At 33.0% G+C, this 15,410-nt stretch carries 15 protein-coding genes; 9 read left to right on the top strand and 6 right to left on the bottom strand.

All coding sequences use genetic code 11. The features are described 5' to 3' along the window. Window positions 1-36 precede the first annotated feature (36 nt). A complete protein-coding gene (locus CLU82_RS06910; protein ID WP_100842400.1) occupies window positions 37-1,293 on the bottom strand; it encodes an aspartate kinase in 1,257 nt (418 codons plus the stop codon). Window positions 1,294-1,352: 59 nt separating this feature from the next. Beyond that, entirely contained in the window at window positions 1,353-1,832 is a 480-nt protein-coding gene (locus tag CLU82_RS06905) for a GNAT family N-acetyltransferase (RefSeq protein WP_100842399.1), read from the bottom strand. Between the two features lie 170 nt (window positions 1,833-2,002). Between CLU82_RS06905 and fbp the strand changes: the two genes are divergently transcribed. Beyond that, window positions 2,003-3,022, top strand: coding sequence for a class 1 fructose-bisphosphatase (fbp, locus tag CLU82_RS06900; protein WP_100842398.1), 1,020 nt, complete (start codon window positions 2,003-2,005; stop codon window positions 3,020-3,022). Window positions 3,023-3,198: 176 nt separating this feature from the next. On the opposite strand, the gene CLU82_RS06895 is transcribed toward fbp, so the two are convergent. Continuing rightward, on the bottom strand, window positions 3,199-3,630 hold the full coding sequence (locus CLU82_RS06895; RefSeq protein ID WP_100842397.1) for a TerB family tellurite resistance protein: 432 nt from the start codon (window positions 3,628-3,630) through the stop codon (window positions 3,199-3,201). A 151-nt stretch (window positions 3,631-3,781) separates the two neighbouring features. Between CLU82_RS06895 and CLU82_RS06890 the strand changes: the two genes are divergently transcribed. The 4 genes from CLU82_RS06890 to CLU82_RS06875 are packed head-to-tail and all read left to right on the top strand — an operon-like array spanning window position 3,782 to window position 6,753. Continuing rightward, on the top strand, window positions 3,782-4,372 hold the full coding sequence (locus CLU82_RS06890; RefSeq protein ID WP_100842396.1) for a HupE/UreJ family protein: 591 nt from the start codon (window positions 3,782-3,784) through the stop codon (window positions 4,370-4,372). 9 nt (window positions 4,373-4,381) lie between these two features. Then, the gene (locus tag CLU82_RS06885) at window positions 4,382-4,816 is read left to right on the top strand and encodes a dCMP deaminase family protein (protein WP_100842395.1); all 435 of its coding nucleotides are present in this window, start codon (window positions 4,382-4,384) and stop codon (window positions 4,814-4,816) included. A gap of 1 nt (window position 4,817) precedes the next feature. After that, entirely contained in the window at window positions 4,818-6,395 is a 1,578-nt protein-coding gene (locus CLU82_RS06880; RefSeq protein ID WP_100842394.1) for a S41 family peptidase, read from the top strand. Between the two features lie 46 nt (window positions 6,396-6,441). Then, window positions 6,442-6,753, top strand: coding sequence for a hypothetical protein (locus CLU82_RS06875; RefSeq protein WP_100842393.1), 312 nt, complete (start codon window positions 6,442-6,444; stop codon window positions 6,751-6,753). A gap of 10 nt (window positions 6,754-6,763) precedes the next feature. Here the strand turns inward: CLU82_RS06875 and CLU82_RS06870 are convergent, their stop codons facing one another. From CLU82_RS06870 to CLU82_RS06860, 3 genes are all read right to left on the bottom strand, one after another. Further along, on the bottom strand, window positions 6,764-7,369 hold the full coding sequence (locus tag CLU82_RS06870; protein WP_100842392.1) for an FAD-dependent oxidoreductase: 606 nt from the start codon (window positions 7,367-7,369) through the stop codon (window positions 6,764-6,766). A gap of 2 nt (window positions 7,370-7,371) precedes the next feature. Continuing rightward, the gene (locus CLU82_RS06865) at window positions 7,372-7,575 is read right to left on the bottom strand and encodes a hypothetical protein (protein WP_100842391.1); all 204 of its coding nucleotides are present in this window, start codon (window positions 7,573-7,575) and stop codon (window positions 7,372-7,374) included. 122 nt (window positions 7,576-7,697) lie between these two features. Further along, window positions 7,698-8,273, bottom strand: a complete 576-nt coding sequence (locus tag CLU82_RS06860) for a MarC family protein (protein ID WP_369829044.1) — start codon at window positions 8,271-8,273, stop codon at window positions 7,698-7,700. Window positions 8,274-8,546: 273 nt separating this feature from the next. Between CLU82_RS06860 and CLU82_RS06855 the strand changes: the two genes are divergently transcribed. From CLU82_RS06855 to CLU82_RS06840, 4 genes are all read left to right on the top strand, one after another. Next, entirely contained in the window at window positions 8,547-9,119 is a 573-nt protein-coding gene (locus CLU82_RS06855) for a DUF3109 family protein (protein WP_100842389.1), read from the top strand. Window positions 9,120-9,378: 259 nt separating this feature from the next. After that, window positions 9,379-10,356, top strand: coding sequence for a ribonucleotide-diphosphate reductase subunit beta (locus tag CLU82_RS06850; protein ID WP_100842388.1), 978 nt, complete (start codon window positions 9,379-9,381; stop codon window positions 10,354-10,356). 286 nt (window positions 10,357-10,642) lie between these two features. Continuing rightward, window positions 10,643-13,063 (top strand): ribonucleoside-diphosphate reductase subunit alpha, encoded by a 2,421-nt coding sequence (locus CLU82_RS06845; RefSeq protein WP_100842387.1) that lies wholly within the window; start codon window positions 10,643-10,645, stop codon window positions 13,061-13,063. A gap of 346 nt (window positions 13,064-13,409) precedes the next feature. Then, the gene (locus tag CLU82_RS06840) at window positions 13,410-14,327 is read left to right on the top strand and encodes a hypothetical protein (RefSeq protein ID WP_100842386.1); all 918 of its coding nucleotides are present in this window, start codon (window positions 13,410-13,412) and stop codon (window positions 14,325-14,327) included. Window positions 14,328-15,410: the final 1,083 nt, after the last annotated feature.

The following is a 15,410-nucleotide window of genomic DNA, read 5'->3' as shown; positions in this document are numbered from 1 at the left end:
AACGGTCATTAATAGTTAGTTGTAGTTTGGTTGTGTTTAATTTTCTTTAGTGACAATTTGCATAGTTTCTCTACTTACTTGTTTCAGTAGCACTTTTTTATTGTCTTCTACGGTTTGAGCAGCTTGCTCGTTAAAATGTCTGATGGTATATAAAGTTACATCTTCTGTAAAATCTACTTTGAATTTTTTAGAAAGTATCGCATTTAATTCATTGAAATTTCCAAATTTATCTTCAACACATACAGAGAAACTAATCGCTGAATTTTGAATTAAATTTACTTTCAGTTTGAATTGGTGGAATAAACCAAAAATTTCGCTGATGTTTTCTTCCATGATAAAAGAAAAATCTATTGAAGATAAGGAAACTAATAGTTGATTTCTTTTTACAATAAAACAAGGTAAATACGGCTCAAGATCTACACCTTTGGCAACAGCTGTTCCTTTTAACAATGGATTGATAAAAGATTTTACGTATAATGGAATTTCTTTTTTCTGTAAAGGCTGTAATGTTTTTGGGTGAATTACTGATGCACCATAAAAGGCAAGCTCGATAGCTTCACGGTAAGAGATTTGATTAAGCAAACTTGCATTTTCAAAATATCTTGGATCAGCATTCATTACACCTGGTACATCTTTCCAGATCGTTACACTTTCTGCATTTAGACAATAAGCGAAAATCGCAGCTGAATAATCCGAACCTTCACGTCCTAAGGTAGTAGTGAAATTATTTTCGTCAGATCCTAAAAACCCTTGGGTAATGTTTAGGATTTTGCGTTTAACATTATTGGCAATATTTTTTTGTGTTAAATCCCAATCAACTTCTGCATCACGGTAAGTAGAATCTGTTTTTACAAAGTTTCTAACGTCCAGCCATTGCGTTTGAATTCCTTTGAAAGCCATAAAATGGCTCAAAATTGTAGTCGAAATCAATTCCCCGAAGCTCACGATCTGATCGTAAACAAAGTTATAATTTGGTGATTTATTGTGTGCTAAGAAATATTCTAAGTCTGAAAATTGAGTATTTACAGCTGCAAAAACGTCATTCTTTTCATCTTCAAATAAATCCAATAGTATTTGGTTGTGGTATTTTTTTACTTCTTGTACCGATGAATTTAATTCGGGAGATTTATCAAAATAATTTTTGATTACATCTTCAAGTGCATTAGTCGTTTTTCCCATAGCCGAAACAATAACCAACACATCTTCATAACCCACTTGTTGTAAAACGTCATACACGTTTTTGATACCGGCTGCATCTTTTACAGAAGCACCTCCAAATTTGAATACCCTCATTTTAATTCAGATTTTAGATTTCATTTTTTCAGATTATTAGTCTGAAATTAATCACATTTTTATTTTAATTTATTTTCTACAAAATAGTTAACAGCGGCTTCATCCATTTGGACTACACGCCATTCGTCTAATATTTTAGCTCCTGATTTTTCATAAAATTCAATGGCTGGTGTGTTCCAGTCCAATACATTCCATTCAATTCGTCGCACTTTATCTTTTTGACCTTGTTTGATAATTTCAGAATATAAAGCATAACCTAATCCTGTTCCACGCATACTTTCCTTAATAACTAAATCTTCAAGATGGATTGTTTTTCCTTTCCAAGTTGAATACCTATAATAGTACAAAGCGATGCCTACAATTTCGTTCGCTACTTCAGCTACAAAAACGTCAAATAATGGTTTTTCGCCAAAACCATCATTAACAAGATCCTCTACAGTAATTAAAACTGCATCTGGCTCTTTTTCGAATGTCGCTAGTTCCTGAATTAGTGTCAAAACACCACTCATGTCTTCTTTTTGACCTTTGCGTATTTTCATGATTTCGTGTTTTTATACTATAATTCTATTAAAAAACAGTCAATTAGGAACTAGTTTTTGTGGAATATGTAGCAAATATACAATACTGATAAACTATCTAAGTATTATTCTTTTCATTATCACAAAAAAAACGATATTTGTGACTTCAAATTAACTACATCGATTTCGTAATGGAAGAAAGAAACAAAACATTAGGCGAATTTATCATTGAAAATCAAAAAGCTTTTCAGTATTCATCGGGTGAATTATCCAGAATTATTAACTCAATTCGGTTGGCCGCCAAAGTAGTCAACTATAAAGTGAATAAAGCAGGATTAGTAGATATTGTGGGTGCAGCTGGAGAACAAAATATTCAAGGGGAAGACCAACAAAAATTGGATGTATATGCCAATGAAATTTTTATACAAACCTTAATTAATCGCGAAATTGTTTGCGGTATTGCTTCAGAAGAGAATGATGATTTTATTACCGTTGAAGGAAGTGACAGCAGTCATAATAATAAATATGTAATTTTGATGGATCCTTTGGATGGTTCTTCAAATATTGATGTAAATGTTTCTGTGGGAACAATTTTTTCAGTGTATAGAAGAATTACACCAATAGGAACTCCTGTAACTTTAGAAGATTTTTTACAGCCTGGAACTGCTCAGGTTGCAGCAGGTTACGTGATTTATGGAACTTCAACGATGCTTGTGTATACTACAGGTCATGGCGTAAACGGATTTACTTTGAATCCTGCAATTGGTACTTTTTATCTTTCGCATCCCAATATGAAATTTTCTGAAGATGGAAATATTTACTCAATCAATGAAGGGAACTATGTTCATTTTCCGCAAGGAGTAAAAGATTATATTAAATATTGTCAGCTTGAAGAAGAGGAACGTCCTTATACTTCGAGATATATTGGAAGTTTAGTTTCGGATATTCATAGAAATATGATTAAAGGAGGGATTTATATTTATCCAACAAGTTCTAAAGCTCCAAAAGGGAAATTGCGTTTATTGTATGAATGCAATCCGATGGCTTTTATTGTAGAACAAGCTGGAGGAAAAGCTTCTGATGGGTTTGATAGAATAATGGAAATTCAACCAACAGAACTGCATGAAAGAGTACCTTTCTTTTGCGGAAGCTTAAACATGGTCAAAAAAGCCGAAGAGTTTATGCATAAAGCAAAATTGAGTAAGTATTAAATCAATTACGAATTAATAATTACGCTTATAATGAGTGTTAAGTATACTATTAAATATACCTAATTACTTAAGTTAAATACAAACCAAAAAGAAAGCTCCTACTATCAGGAGCTTTCTTTATTTAAGAATGAAATTTATGCTAACAAAATAATGATCATTAGCGTAATTCGTAATTACTATTTGTACATGTTTTTCATTTCATATAAGAAGGTTTCTTCGTCAACGTCTAAATCTACTAGTTTTAATGCTTTGTTTACTATGTAATGTACATTGCTGGGAGTAAAACCCAAGGCTAATGCAAACTTAACTAATAAGTGTTCTTGCAAGTCTCCCAATTGATGATCCCGATGTACAATTTTGGCAAGCTTATATAAAGCTTCAAGTCTGTCAACATATAAGTATGGAGCATTGATTTCATGCTTGGATGGGTTTTCTAAAATTTCTTCATATTCTTCTTTAGAAATTTGAAGTGCTACAGCTAATTTATCCAAAAAGTTTTGTTCTTTCTCTGTAATATTGCCGTCAGCATGTGCTATACGCACTAGGGCAGAAAAGTGACCTCGATTCTTTTGGATGTTTTCACTGTTGAATAAGTCTGAAAAAGGCATAGTGTTGGTATTTAAGGTTTGATATAAAGTTAGTTATTTTTTTAGTACTAATTTTAGTTTTTGTTCGTTTTTAATATGATTAGTTTCTAATATTTCATTTTCAAAATTAATCGTAAGTTTACGTCCCCTTATCAATTTAATTCATTTAGCAATGTCAGATTTTTTAATTTACTTTCAGATAGGTTTAAAACATGTATTGAATATTCACGCCTATGATCATGTTTTATTTTTAATTGCATTGTCTGTTCCGTTTTCGTTTAATGACTGGAAAAGAATTTTGCTTTTAGTAACGGTGTTTACTTTAGGGCATACTACAGCACTGTTTCTTTCGGTTTTTGGAATTATTGCTGTCAAAGTAAATGTGGTAGAATTACTGATACCAATTACTATTTTAATAACGGCATTTTATAATTTATTTACTGCTGGAAAAACAGGTAAAAATGATAGCGTTAATTTGGTTTTTATAATAACTTTGTTCTTTGGAATCATACACGGATTAGGGTTTTCAAATTATTTTAAAACAATACTCGGAGGAAGCAATGCTTCCAAATTACTACCTATGAGTGAATTTGCATTAGGAATAGAAGCTGCACAAATAGTAGTTGTTATTGTAGTGCTAATTTTGTCGTATATTGTACAAACTGTTTTTCGTTTTTCAAAACGTGATTGGGCTTTGGTGATGTCGGCGTTCATAATTGGTGTAGTTTTACCAATGATTTTGGGAAGCGAAATCTGGAAATGATAATGATTTATGGAGAAAATTAAATTGAATAAATACGATAAAGCGTATCTTAGAATAGCAACAGAATGGGGATTATTATCCTATTGCAAAAGAAAACAAGTAGGAGCGATTATTGTAAAAGACCGAATGATTATATCTGACGGATACAATGGAACACCTTCAGGATTCGAAAATTGTTGTGAAGACGAAGAGGGGCTAACTCGTTGGGATGTTTTACACGCCGAAGCCAATGCCATATTAAAAGTGGCAAGATCTACTCAGTCTTGTGAAGGAGCTACTTTGTATATTACACTTTCGCCTTGTAAAGAATGTAGTAAGCTAATTCATCAATCTGGAATAAAAAGAGTGGTGTATCATAATGGGTATCGTGATGATTCTGGTTTGCAATTTTTAATAAAGGCAGGTATAGAAGTAGAGCATATTCCTGTTTTAGAAGACGAATAAAATGACATTTAATAATAAATATTTACCGATAGTTATTGGAGGCATTTTTGCTCTCGGAATTTTTATAGGCAGTATTTCCGGATCTCCATCTTCCAAATCTTTTATTGCGAAAAAAAATACCAAAGAGAAACTTAATAAACTGATTGATTTTATCGACAATGAATATGTTGATGATGTTAATACAGATTCAATAGTAAGTCTGACGGTTGATAATATTCTAGCAAAGTTAGATCCCCATTCAGTATATATTCCACCACAAGAGCAAGCTGAAATTGCTGAGACTATGAAAGGTGATTTTGTTGGTATAGGAATTAATTTTTACATGTTTAAAGATTCAGTTGCTGTTATAGCTCCTGTAAAAAACGGACCTTCTGCTAAAGGCGGTATTTTGGCTGGCGATCGTATTTTATTTGCGAATAAAACGAAATTGTTTGGTAGAAAATTGCCTAATGACAGTTTGTTTGCAACTTTAAAAGGAGAGGTTGGTTCTCAAATTGATTTGACTATTTACCGAAAATCTGAACACAAAAAAATAAAAGTTACCATCAAACGTGATGTAATTCCTTTGAAAAGTGTTGATGTAGCTTTGCGATTAAATTCGACTATAGGGTATATCAAGATTAATCGTTTTGCCGAAACTACTTATGCTGAATTTCAAACTGCTTTGGCTACTTTAAAAAAGCAAGGTATAAAATCTCTTGTAATTGATGTTCGGGATAATGGTGGAGGTTATATGGAGGAAGCAATCGCCATTGCAGATGAATTTTTGAAAGACAAAACATTGATTGTTTTTACAAAAAGTGCAAAAGAAGCAACAGAAAAAACATTTGCTACTGAAAAAGGTAGTTTTGAAACAGGTAATGTTTTTGTTTTAATTAATGAAAACAGTGCTTCGGCTAGTGAAATTTTAGCAGGAGCAATACAAGATAATGATCGTGGTACGATTGTAGGAAGACGCTCTTTTGGGAAAGGATTAGTACAACGTGAAATGGATTTTAATGATGGTTCGGCTGTTCGACTTACGATTGCCAGATATTATACACCAACAGGAAGATCTATTCAAAAACCTTATTCGAAAGGAAAGGAGGAATATTTTAAAGAATCTGAGTCTCGTTTTTTACACGGAGAATTGTATAAAAAAGATAGTATCAAAGTGGTAGATTCTTTGAAGTTCAAGACTAAAAAAGGTAAAATTGTTTACGGCGGTGGCGGAATTGTGCCTGATGTTTTTGTGCCTTTAGAAGCAGAACACGGAACCGAAAATGTTTCGTATTTATTGCAATCTGGAATTGTGGGTCATTTTGTTTTTGAACAGTTAGATAAAAATAGAAACGCTTTTGCCAAAATGCCTTTTGATCAATTCCGAACTAAAATCAATGCAACTGATTTGTATTTTAATGCTTTTCAAAAATACCTTACTCAAAATGGATTGGTAATTGAATTGGATAAATATAAAGTTTTGGTAAAAAGATATGTCAATGCTGAATTTGCCAGACAACTGTACGGCGATAGTTATTATTATCAAATGGTTTTGAAAGAGGATGCGATGATAAAAGCAGTTTTGAATGGAAAACAATAATTTTAGAAAGTTTTCGGTAATTTAGATATAGATTAAAAAAATAAATATGAAAAATATAATTCGATTTTTGGCAGTTTCAATGCTTTTGATTTTTTCAATTTCTTGTGCATGTATGAAAGATAAAAATACAATTTCTGGAAAAGTAGTTTCAGTTGAGTTTGGAAAAGACGGTTATACTGCAAAAATCAATACAGATAAAAACGAAGTTTATTTTGCTGTAATAAGTATCGTAAATGTTGGAGGTCCTCAAAATTACAAACAACTTAAAGTAGGAGAGGAAGTTTCGTTAAAAGGAGAAATTTGGAAAACTGAAACTGAAAAGCACATGAAAGTAAAAGAAATTATTTCGATTAAGTAAAAAAAATAATCTATCGAATACTATCGTGAGAATGAGTTTGTGTTCCTTCATTCCATAAAGTAAGTAAATCGGTAGCAACAGCGGCTCCGCTTCCTGCGGCAATCGCCAGTTGACTTCTCCATCCCGCAAGAGTTCCTACTACATAAATACCATCGGTTACTTTGTGGTCGATGTTCTTGAGCTGGATTCTTTGTTTTTCTGGTAAAGCTTTTTTGTGAGGTTCAACAAATTGCATCAAGCCTTCAATAGCAAATGTATTGGCAGAACCTATTCCAATTACTATATTATGGGTTTGGTATGAATTTTTGTTAGTAATAACAGTATATTCAGGATATTGTCCTTTTATTTTTATTACTTTTTCTTCAGGAATTTGAGTGATGTGAGGATAACTATTGGATAAATTCTCGATACTTTCGATTAATAAATCCGATCCTAATTTCCCTTGAGGAATTCCGTAAGCATTGTTAAAAAGCGCTTCTTGTAGAGCAGAAGTCTTTTGATGGGTAAAAATCCCAATTTTCTTATTGGAAGCAAAAGCTTTGTTTTTGGCAGAGCCCAATACGAGTGCACAGGATATTCCTGAAACACCTCCGCCTATAATTAGTACATCAAACACAGTTATGCGTTGTCGTTCATTTTTTCAACTATTTTTTTAGACATTCTAAAAATAAGAAGAATTAATACTGCACAAAACGAAGCGACTACACCAACAAGTGCGATTACACTATCTCCTTTAAATGGATTGTGAAAATCAATTAAAGTAATATTGAAAACTAGAAGCGAAACGGCTAAAAGCACTAAGATGTTAGTGAAAATTTTCATAGGTTTAATTTTTGTTTTTTTACCGGTAAAGTTTTAATTCATAATTGTCATCAAATAAGTTTAAACACGAAGTAATCTTTACCGAGAAAATATATTAGGGGGTAAATTTATAATTTTTTTTATTAGAGAAACAAACCTTTAACATTAGCAGCAAATAATTTAACAGCAATTGCCAAAAGGACTACACCAAAGGTCTTACGAATCACGCCAAGTCCATTTTTTCCTAACATTTTTTCAATTTTCCCAGAGGACTTCAAAACAATATAAACGAGTATAATATTGAGTATAATGGCTATAATAATATTTAGGGTATGAAATTGTGAACGCAAAGAGAGTAATGTAGTCATTGTACCTGCACCAGCAATGAGTGGAAAAGCTAATGGAACTATCGAAGCAGAACTGGCTTCTTCATCACGGTAAATCCGAATTCCCAAAATCATTTCCAGAGCCAAAAAGAATAATACAAAAGATCCAGCCACAGCAAATGAGTGAACATCGATTCCTATCAGTCCCAGGAATTCTTCTCCTATAAATAAAAATAGTATCATAATCAGTCCAGCCACCAAGGCTGCTTTCTCTGATTCAATATGACCATGTTTGGCTCTCAATCCAACAATGATAGGAATAGATCCCACTATATCAATTACAGCGAAAAGAACCATTCCTACAGTTATTATCTCTTTTATGTTGAAATCCATCATAGTCTTAGTTTTTAATGAATAATTAAAATGGTATCCTTTTGATTATCAAAAATACGTATATTTTTTTCATTTTAAGAGTTCTATTGTTAAATCAACAGAATTTCTTTTTTTGAATAATACGCACAGAATTAATGGGTTGCTACGGCAGATGAAAATAAACACAAGTTATTTATGTAAGTAAAATTGTTGCAATGTGTTAATTTGATTTGTTTTAGTGTGGTTAGTGGAGAGTAGTTTTTTATTTCTTGAATCTTTGGTTACCTTTGCAGAATGTTTCAACTAGGAAAAACCATCGTCTCGGAGGATATACTCGAAAAAGAATTTGTTTGTAATCTGTCAGCTTGCAAAGGGGCTTGTTGTGTCGATGGCGATGCTGGAGCGCCATTGAGTTTGGAAGAAACAAAAATTCTGGAAGAAATATATCCTAAAGTAAAACCATTTTTAAGAAAAGAGGGAATTGCAGCTATAGAAGCGCAAGGAACTTGGGTAAATGGAACTGATGGTGATCTGGAAACACCACTAATTGACAATAAAGATTGTGCTTACGTCATTTTTGACGGGAAAACTGCACTTTGTGGAATTGAACAAGCTTACAATCAAGGAATAGTTGATTGGAAAAAACCGGTTTCTTGTCATTTATATCCAATACGTGTAAAAGATTTTACCGAGTTTGCAGCCGTTAATTACGACAAATGGGATATTTGCGATGCAGCCTGTTCTTTAGGGCAAGAACTCGAAGTTCCTGTGTATAAATTTGTCAAAGAAGCTCTTATCCGTCGCTTTGGTAATGATTGGTATTTGGAACTTGAAAAAGTAGCCGAAGACTTAAAAAAAGGTTTATAAGGTTATCTCTGAGATTTTCTCTTTTTCTTTTTAAATTTCGTTATTTTATGGGAGTTTAAGCTACTTTATTTATTTCAAAACTTTGAAAATCAATTATTTATAATTTGTATGAAAATTATTCCTATTTTTATTTTTTGTTAAAAACTAGGGGGTATTGTGAATAAGTTTGGCTTTTAATAACCGCATTATTTCACAATCTTTGTAATTCAATTTTTGCATCCATTTTTATTAAAAATATCAAAATAAACATTCAACTCAAATGTCTCAAATAGAACCAATTTTACAAGAAAACAAGAATCGATTTGTAATTTTCCCTATCAAACACCAAGATATTTGGGAGTTTTATAAATCAATGGAAGCTAGTTTTTGGACAGCTGAAGAAATTGATCTGTCGCAAGACTTAAATGATTGGAATAATAAGCTAAATGATGATGAACGTTATTTCATAAAACACATCTTAGCTTTCTTTGCAGCTTCTGATGGAATTGTAAATGAAAACTTAGCTGAGAATTTCGTGAATGAAGTACAATATGCTGAAGCTAAATTTTTCTATGGTTTCCAAATCATGATGGAAAACATTCATAGTGAAACGTATTCTCTTTTGATTGATACCTATGTAAAGGATGAAAACGAAAAAGCAGATTTATTTAATGCTTTAGATGTTTTTCCTGCTATCAGAAAAAAAGCAGATTGGGCTTTAAAATGGATTGAATCAGATTCTTTTGCCGAAAGGCTGATCGCTTTTGCAGCTGTAGAAGGGATTTTCTTTTCAGGTGCGTTTTGTTCTATTTATTGGTTGAAAAAACGTGGATTAATGCCAGGTTTAACATTTTCAAATGAGTTGATTTCCCGTGACGAAGGTGTTCACTGTGACTTTGCAGTACACTTGCACAATCACCATTTGATTAGTAAAGTTCCAACAGAAAGAATTAGAAGTATCATCGTTGATGCTTTGAATATAGAAAGAGAATTTATTACCGAATCACTTCCAGTAAGTTTGATTGGTATGAATGCTGGTTTGATGACACAATATCTGGAATTTGTAGCCGATAGGTTATTAGTAGAATTGGGTTGTGAGAGAGAGTACAATGTTTCAAATCCATTCGATTTTATGGATATGATTTCACTTCAAGGGAAAACTAATTTCTTCGAGAAAAAAGTTGCCGAATACCAAAAATCAGGAGTTAAAGTTTCTGAAGGAGATTCCCAAAAAATAAGCTTCGACGCTGATTTTTAGAATACGATTTTGGCATTCAAATGCGTTATAAGTATTTGGATGGAGTTAAAAAATAAATAAAATAATAATTATAATTAAGTAGTTTTTTTCAAGATTCCCAAATCTAAAAACTAAGTTAATTCAGCCCAATTATTTTGGGACATATAACGACGTTTTGTTTCATTTCATTTTATGCGATGAAACAAAATATCGAAGTACGTTATGGATTGACACCGAGTAAAAAAAATGAATTATGAATTCCTACTGTTCGTAAGTCACAATTCATTAATTAAAAAATTTGATAAGTATGTTTGTAGTAAAAAGAGATGGCCACAAGGAGCCTGTAATGTTTGACAAAATTACAGAGAGAATTAAAAAGTTATGTTATGGCTTGAACGAATTGGTAGACCCGGTTAAAGTTGCTATGCGAGTTATTGAGGGTTTATACGATGGCGTTTCTACATCTGAACTGGATAATCTTGCAGCAGAGACAGCTGCATCTATGACAATTGCTCACCCAGATTATGCACAATTGGCTGCTCGTATTGCAATATCAAATTTACATTCGAATACCACAAAATCATTCTCGGAAACGATGAATGAGATGTATCACTATATCAATCCAAGAACCAATCAAGAATCACCATTATTAGCCGAAGAGGTTCATAAAGTGATTATGGAGAATGCAGAGTTTTTGGATTCGCATATCATTTACAATAGAGATTTTAACTACGATTACTTTGGTTTTAAAACATTAGAGCGTTCGTATTTATTGAAAATAAACGGTAAAATCGTAGAGCGTCCACAACATATGTTGATGCGTGTTTCGGTTGGAATTCACTTAGGTGATTTAAAATCGGTTTTAGAAACGTATGACTTAATGTCTAAAAAGTTCTTTACTCACGCAACTCCAACGTTGTTCAACGCAGGAACACCAAAACCTCAAATGTCTTCTTGTTTCCTTTTGGCAATGCAAGATGATAGTATCGATGGTATTTACGATACATTAAAACAAACAGCAAAAATCTCGCAATCTGCAGGTGGAGTAGGACTTTCTATTCACAACGTTCGTGCAACGGGTTCTTATATTCGTGGTACAAACGGAACATCCAACGGAATTGTTCCAATGTTGAGAGTATTCAACGATACCGCTCGTTACGTAGATCAAGGAGGAGGAAAAAGAAAAGGAAGTTTTGCAATTTATATCGAAACTTGGCATGCGGATATCTTCGATTTCTTAGACTTGAAAAAGAATACAGGTAAAGAAGAAATGCGTGCAAGAGATTTATTCTTCGCAATGTGGACATCAGATTTATTCATGAAACGTGTACAGGAAGATTCTACATGGACGTTAATGTGTCCTAACGAATGTCCAGGTTTGTATGATGTGTACGGAGAAGAATTCGAAGCAATGTACACCGATTACGAATTCAGAGGAAAAGGTAGAAAAACCATCAAAGCTCGTGAGTTATGGGAGAAAATTCTAGAATCTCAAATCGAGACTGGAACACCATATATGTTGTACAAAGATGCAGCAAACAGAAAATCAAATCAAAAAAATCTAGGTACTATTCGTTCTTCGAATTTATGTACTGAGATTATGGAGTTTACATCAAGTGATGAGGTAGCAGTTTGTAACCTGGCTTCTATTTCGTTGCCAATGTTCGTAGAGAACGGGGCATTCAATCACCAATTATTATACGATGTAACCAAACGTGTTACTCGTAACTTGAACAGAGTAATCGACAGAAATTACTACCCTGTAAAAGAAGCAGAAAACTCTAACATGCGTCACAGACCAATTGGTCTTGGAGTACAAGGATTGGCAGATGCTTTTATCATGCTGCGTATGCCATTTACAAGTGATGAAGCGAAAACATTAAACCAAGAGATATTCGAAACCCTTTATTTCGCAGCTTGTACAGCTTCTATGGAAATGGCAATCGAAGAAGGACCCTATTCTACTTTCAAAGGATCTCCAATGTCTAATGGAGAATTCCAACACAACCTTTGGGGAATGAAAGACGAAGAATTGTCAGGAAGATGGGATTGGGCTTCCTTGAGAAAAGAAGTAGTTAAAAACGGAGTACGTAACTCCTTATTGGTTGCGCCAATGCCAACAGCATCGACTTCTCAAATCTTAGGAAACAACGAAGCATTCGAACCATATACTTCAAATATTTACACAAGACGTGTATTGTCTGGAGAATTCATCGTGGTAAACAAACACTTATTGCACGATTTAGTTAGACTAGGATTGTGGAATGAGAACTTGAAACAAGAAATCATGCGTCAAAACGGATCGGTTCAAAACATTGATATCATCCCGCAAGACTTAAAAGAATTATACAAAACCGTTTGGGAAATGTCTATGAAAGACATCATCGATATGTCTCGTCAAAGAGGGTATTTCGTAGATCAATCGCAATCCTTAAACTTGTTCATGCAAGATGCCAACTATTCAAAACTAACGTCAATGCACTTCTACGCTTGGCAATCAGGTTTGAAAACTGGAATGTATTACTTGAGAACTAAAGCAGCGGTTGATGCAATTAAGTTTACATTAAACAACGACAAAAAAGAGGAAGCTATTCCAGATTCTAAACCACAACCTAAAGTTCTTGCAGCGGTTGAGGTAGAAGATCAAATGACTCCTGAAGAATACAGAGCAATGATTGAATTAGCTAAAAATGCTGGTCCAGACGAATGCGAAATGTGTGGGTCGTAAGTTGCATTAACTTAGAACGAAACATTTCATAAAATAAGAAACAGCCGTTCTCCTTTATAATTGAGGAGAATGGCTTTTTTATTTAGGAGCTAATCCTGCTATCCGTTGCAATCTTTTTTGTTTTTAAAGGAAAAACAAAAAAGGATTTCCACTGCTATCAGGGCTAGGGTATCTGGTTTCATAATAAGCTTCTCGTCATTGCGAGGAACGAAGTGATCAAGCAAGTACAAATGACTGTAATTGTGATTTAAGACATAAAAAACCAATAATCAATATTTTAAACACTTCGCGATGTTAAAGAATTGTCTTTATTTAAGAGTTAGCATCCATTATAAAAAAAAACTATATGTCAACAGAAAATTTTGAATTTGATGTAGCTATTTCATTTTTACAGCAAGATGAAAATTTAGCATTCCAACTTAATAATTTATTAAAAGAAAGTGTAAAAACATTTCTATATTCAGAACAACAGAAAAAACTAGCTGGTCGTGATGGAGAAGAACTTTTTAATAGAGTTTTTTTTAAAGAAAGTAGAATTGTTGTTGTATTATATAGAGATACTTGGGGTAATTCTCCGTGGACAAAGATTGAAGAAACTGCAATAAGAAATCGAGGTTTTGAATTTGGTTATGACTTTGTAACCTTTATACCTTTAGACAAACCAGTGAATCCGCCAAAGTGGTTACCTAAAAATCGATTATGGATAGGATTAGAAAGATGGGGAATTGAAAGTGCAGCTTCAGTTATTGAATCAAGAATACAAGAATTTGGAGGTAATATTACAATAGAAACTTTAGCAGACAAAGTTAAAAAATCAGAGGATAAAATTCTTTTTGCTCAACAACGAGAAAGAATTTTAACTGGTCAAGAAGGATTTGATTTTGCAAGGTTAGAATCTGAAAACTTAATTTCTGAATTTAAAAATCAAATTACAGAAATTAACCAAAAACTTCCTGATTGGAATTTAAGGCAAGATATAAACAATAATAACGGAATTGATATAGTTAGTTACGGGCTACTTCTCTCAATACAACATTACCATAATCCAGATTATATATTTATTAATATATTCCAAAGAAATGATTTTGAAGGCAATAAAAGCCTTGGTAGTACTAGATTGAAATTTGACATAAGCAAATTAAATGAAAAGGGATGGTCTGATAAAGAAAGTGGAAAAAACTTTAAAACCAGTGCTGTTATTGCGGAAATATGGCTTAATAATTTTTTTGAAATAATATCTAAAGAAAGACTTAAGCGGAATTAAATTAACGGTTGCTACCAATCGTTATCCCCTAGCCTAGAGCAAGCGTCCCGCTTGTGCCTGTAAAGGTAAACGTCCTAAGATTAAGTTAAGAAAAATATATAATTCACTAAAATTGTCGAGCTACTCACGGAGGTTCCTCCTACGTCGGAATGACAATATTGGCGAGTTGCTTGTGTTTTCTTTGCGTAATAGTTTGTTTTAAAAAGGTTAAATAAAACCGATCTAGACTTTTTCTGCTCAAAGATTTGCCACAATATTGTCATTCCGACGTAGGAGGAATCTCCGCAAGTAGCTCCGTATTACTAGTGTTTTAAAAAACTTAATGACAATATTGGCGAGTTGCTTGTGTTTTCTTTACGTAATAATGGGTTTAAAAAAGGTTACATAAAACCGATCTAGGCTTTTTCTCCTCAAAGATTTTCCACAATATTGTCATTCCGACGAAGGAGGAATCTTCGCAAATAGCTCGATGTCTAGTTCTAAAATAAGTTTGAATATTTATACGCTTGTATTTATTTCTGTCAACTTGTAGTTATGTTTTCCAAATTTGTAATTATGCCATCCCAGTTTGTATTTATTGCTATCCGATTTGTAGTTATGCTGTCCCAGTTTGTAGTTAAGGCAATCCGAGTTGTATTTATTGCTATCTGATTTGTAGTTATGCTGCCCTAGTTTGTAGTTAAGGCAATCCGAGTTGTATTTATTGCTATCCGATTTGTAGTTATGCTGTCCCAGTTTGTAGTTAAGCTAATCTGAGTTGTATTTATTGTTATCCGATTTGTAGTTATGCTATCCTAGTTTGTAGTTAAGGCAATCCGAGTTGTATTTATTGCTATCCGATTTGTAGTTATGCTATCCCAGTTTGTAGTTAAGGCAATCCGAGTTGTATTTATTGCTATCCGATTTATAGTTATACTGTCCTAGTTTGTAGTTAAGGCAATCCGAGTTGTATTTATTACTATCCGATTTGTAGTTATGGCAGGTCAGTTTGTAATTACGCCTATCCAACTTATAAATTACCGTTGTCAGATTAATGATTTATAGAATGAAAGGAGTTTATTATAAGTATGAGCCAGTTGTCAG

The organism is Flavobacterium sp. 5 (genome assembly GCF_002813295.1).
Classification (GTDB): domain Bacteria; phylum Bacteroidota; class Bacteroidia; order Flavobacteriales; family Flavobacteriaceae; genus Flavobacterium.
The sequence above is the reverse complement of the archived record's forward strand: the minus strand, read 5'-3'. Positions and strand labels throughout refer to the sequence as shown.

What these genes read in the sequence shown, in the direction of transcription:
- CLU82_RS06910 (WP_100842400.1), bottom strand. Translation starts at nt 1,293, where the DNA reads ATGAGGGTATTCAAATTTGGAGGTGCTTCTGTAAAAGATGCAGCCGGT.
- CLU82_RS06905 (WP_100842399.1), bottom strand. Translation starts at nt 1,832, where the DNA reads ATGAAAATACGCAAAGGTCAAAAAGAAGACATGAGTGGTGTTTTGACA.
- fbp (WP_100842398.1), top strand. Translation starts at nt 2,003, where the DNA reads ATGGAAGAAAGAAACAAAACATTAGGCGAATTTATCATTGAAAATCAA.
- CLU82_RS06895 (WP_100842397.1), bottom strand. Translation starts at nt 3,630, where the DNA reads ATGCCTTTTTCAGACTTATTCAACAGTGAAAACATCCAAAAGAATCGA.
- CLU82_RS06890 (WP_100842396.1), top strand. Translation starts at nt 3,782, where the DNA reads ATGTCAGATTTTTTAATTTACTTTCAGATAGGTTTAAAACATGTATTG.
- CLU82_RS06885 (WP_100842395.1), top strand. Translation starts at nt 4,382, where the DNA reads ATGGAGAAAATTAAATTGAATAAATACGATAAAGCGTATCTTAGAATA.
- CLU82_RS06880 (WP_100842394.1), top strand. Translation starts at nt 4,818, where the DNA reads ATGACATTTAATAATAAATATTTACCGATAGTTATTGGAGGCATTTTT.
- CLU82_RS06875 (WP_100842393.1), top strand. Translation starts at nt 6,442, where the DNA reads ATGAAAAATATAATTCGATTTTTGGCAGTTTCAATGCTTTTGATTTTT.
- CLU82_RS06865 (WP_100842391.1), bottom strand. Translation starts at nt 7,575, where the DNA reads ATGAAAATTTTCACTAACATCTTAGTGCTTTTAGCCGTTTCGCTTCTA.
- CLU82_RS06860 (WP_369829044.1), bottom strand. Translation starts at nt 8,273, where the DNA reads ATGGATTTCAACATAAAAGAGATAATAACTGTAGGAATGGTTCTTTTC.
- CLU82_RS06855 (WP_100842389.1), top strand. Translation starts at nt 8,547, where the DNA reads ATGTTTCAACTAGGAAAAACCATCGTCTCGGAGGATATACTCGAAAAA.
- CLU82_RS06850 (WP_100842388.1), top strand. Translation starts at nt 9,379, where the DNA reads ATGTCTCAAATAGAACCAATTTTACAAGAAAACAAGAATCGATTTGTA.
- CLU82_RS06845 (WP_100842387.1), top strand. Translation starts at nt 10,643, where the DNA reads ATGTTTGTAGTAAAAAGAGATGGCCACAAGGAGCCTGTAATGTTTGAC.
- CLU82_RS06840 (WP_100842386.1), top strand. Translation starts at nt 13,410, where the DNA reads ATGTCAACAGAAAATTTTGAATTTGATGTAGCTATTTCATTTTTACAG.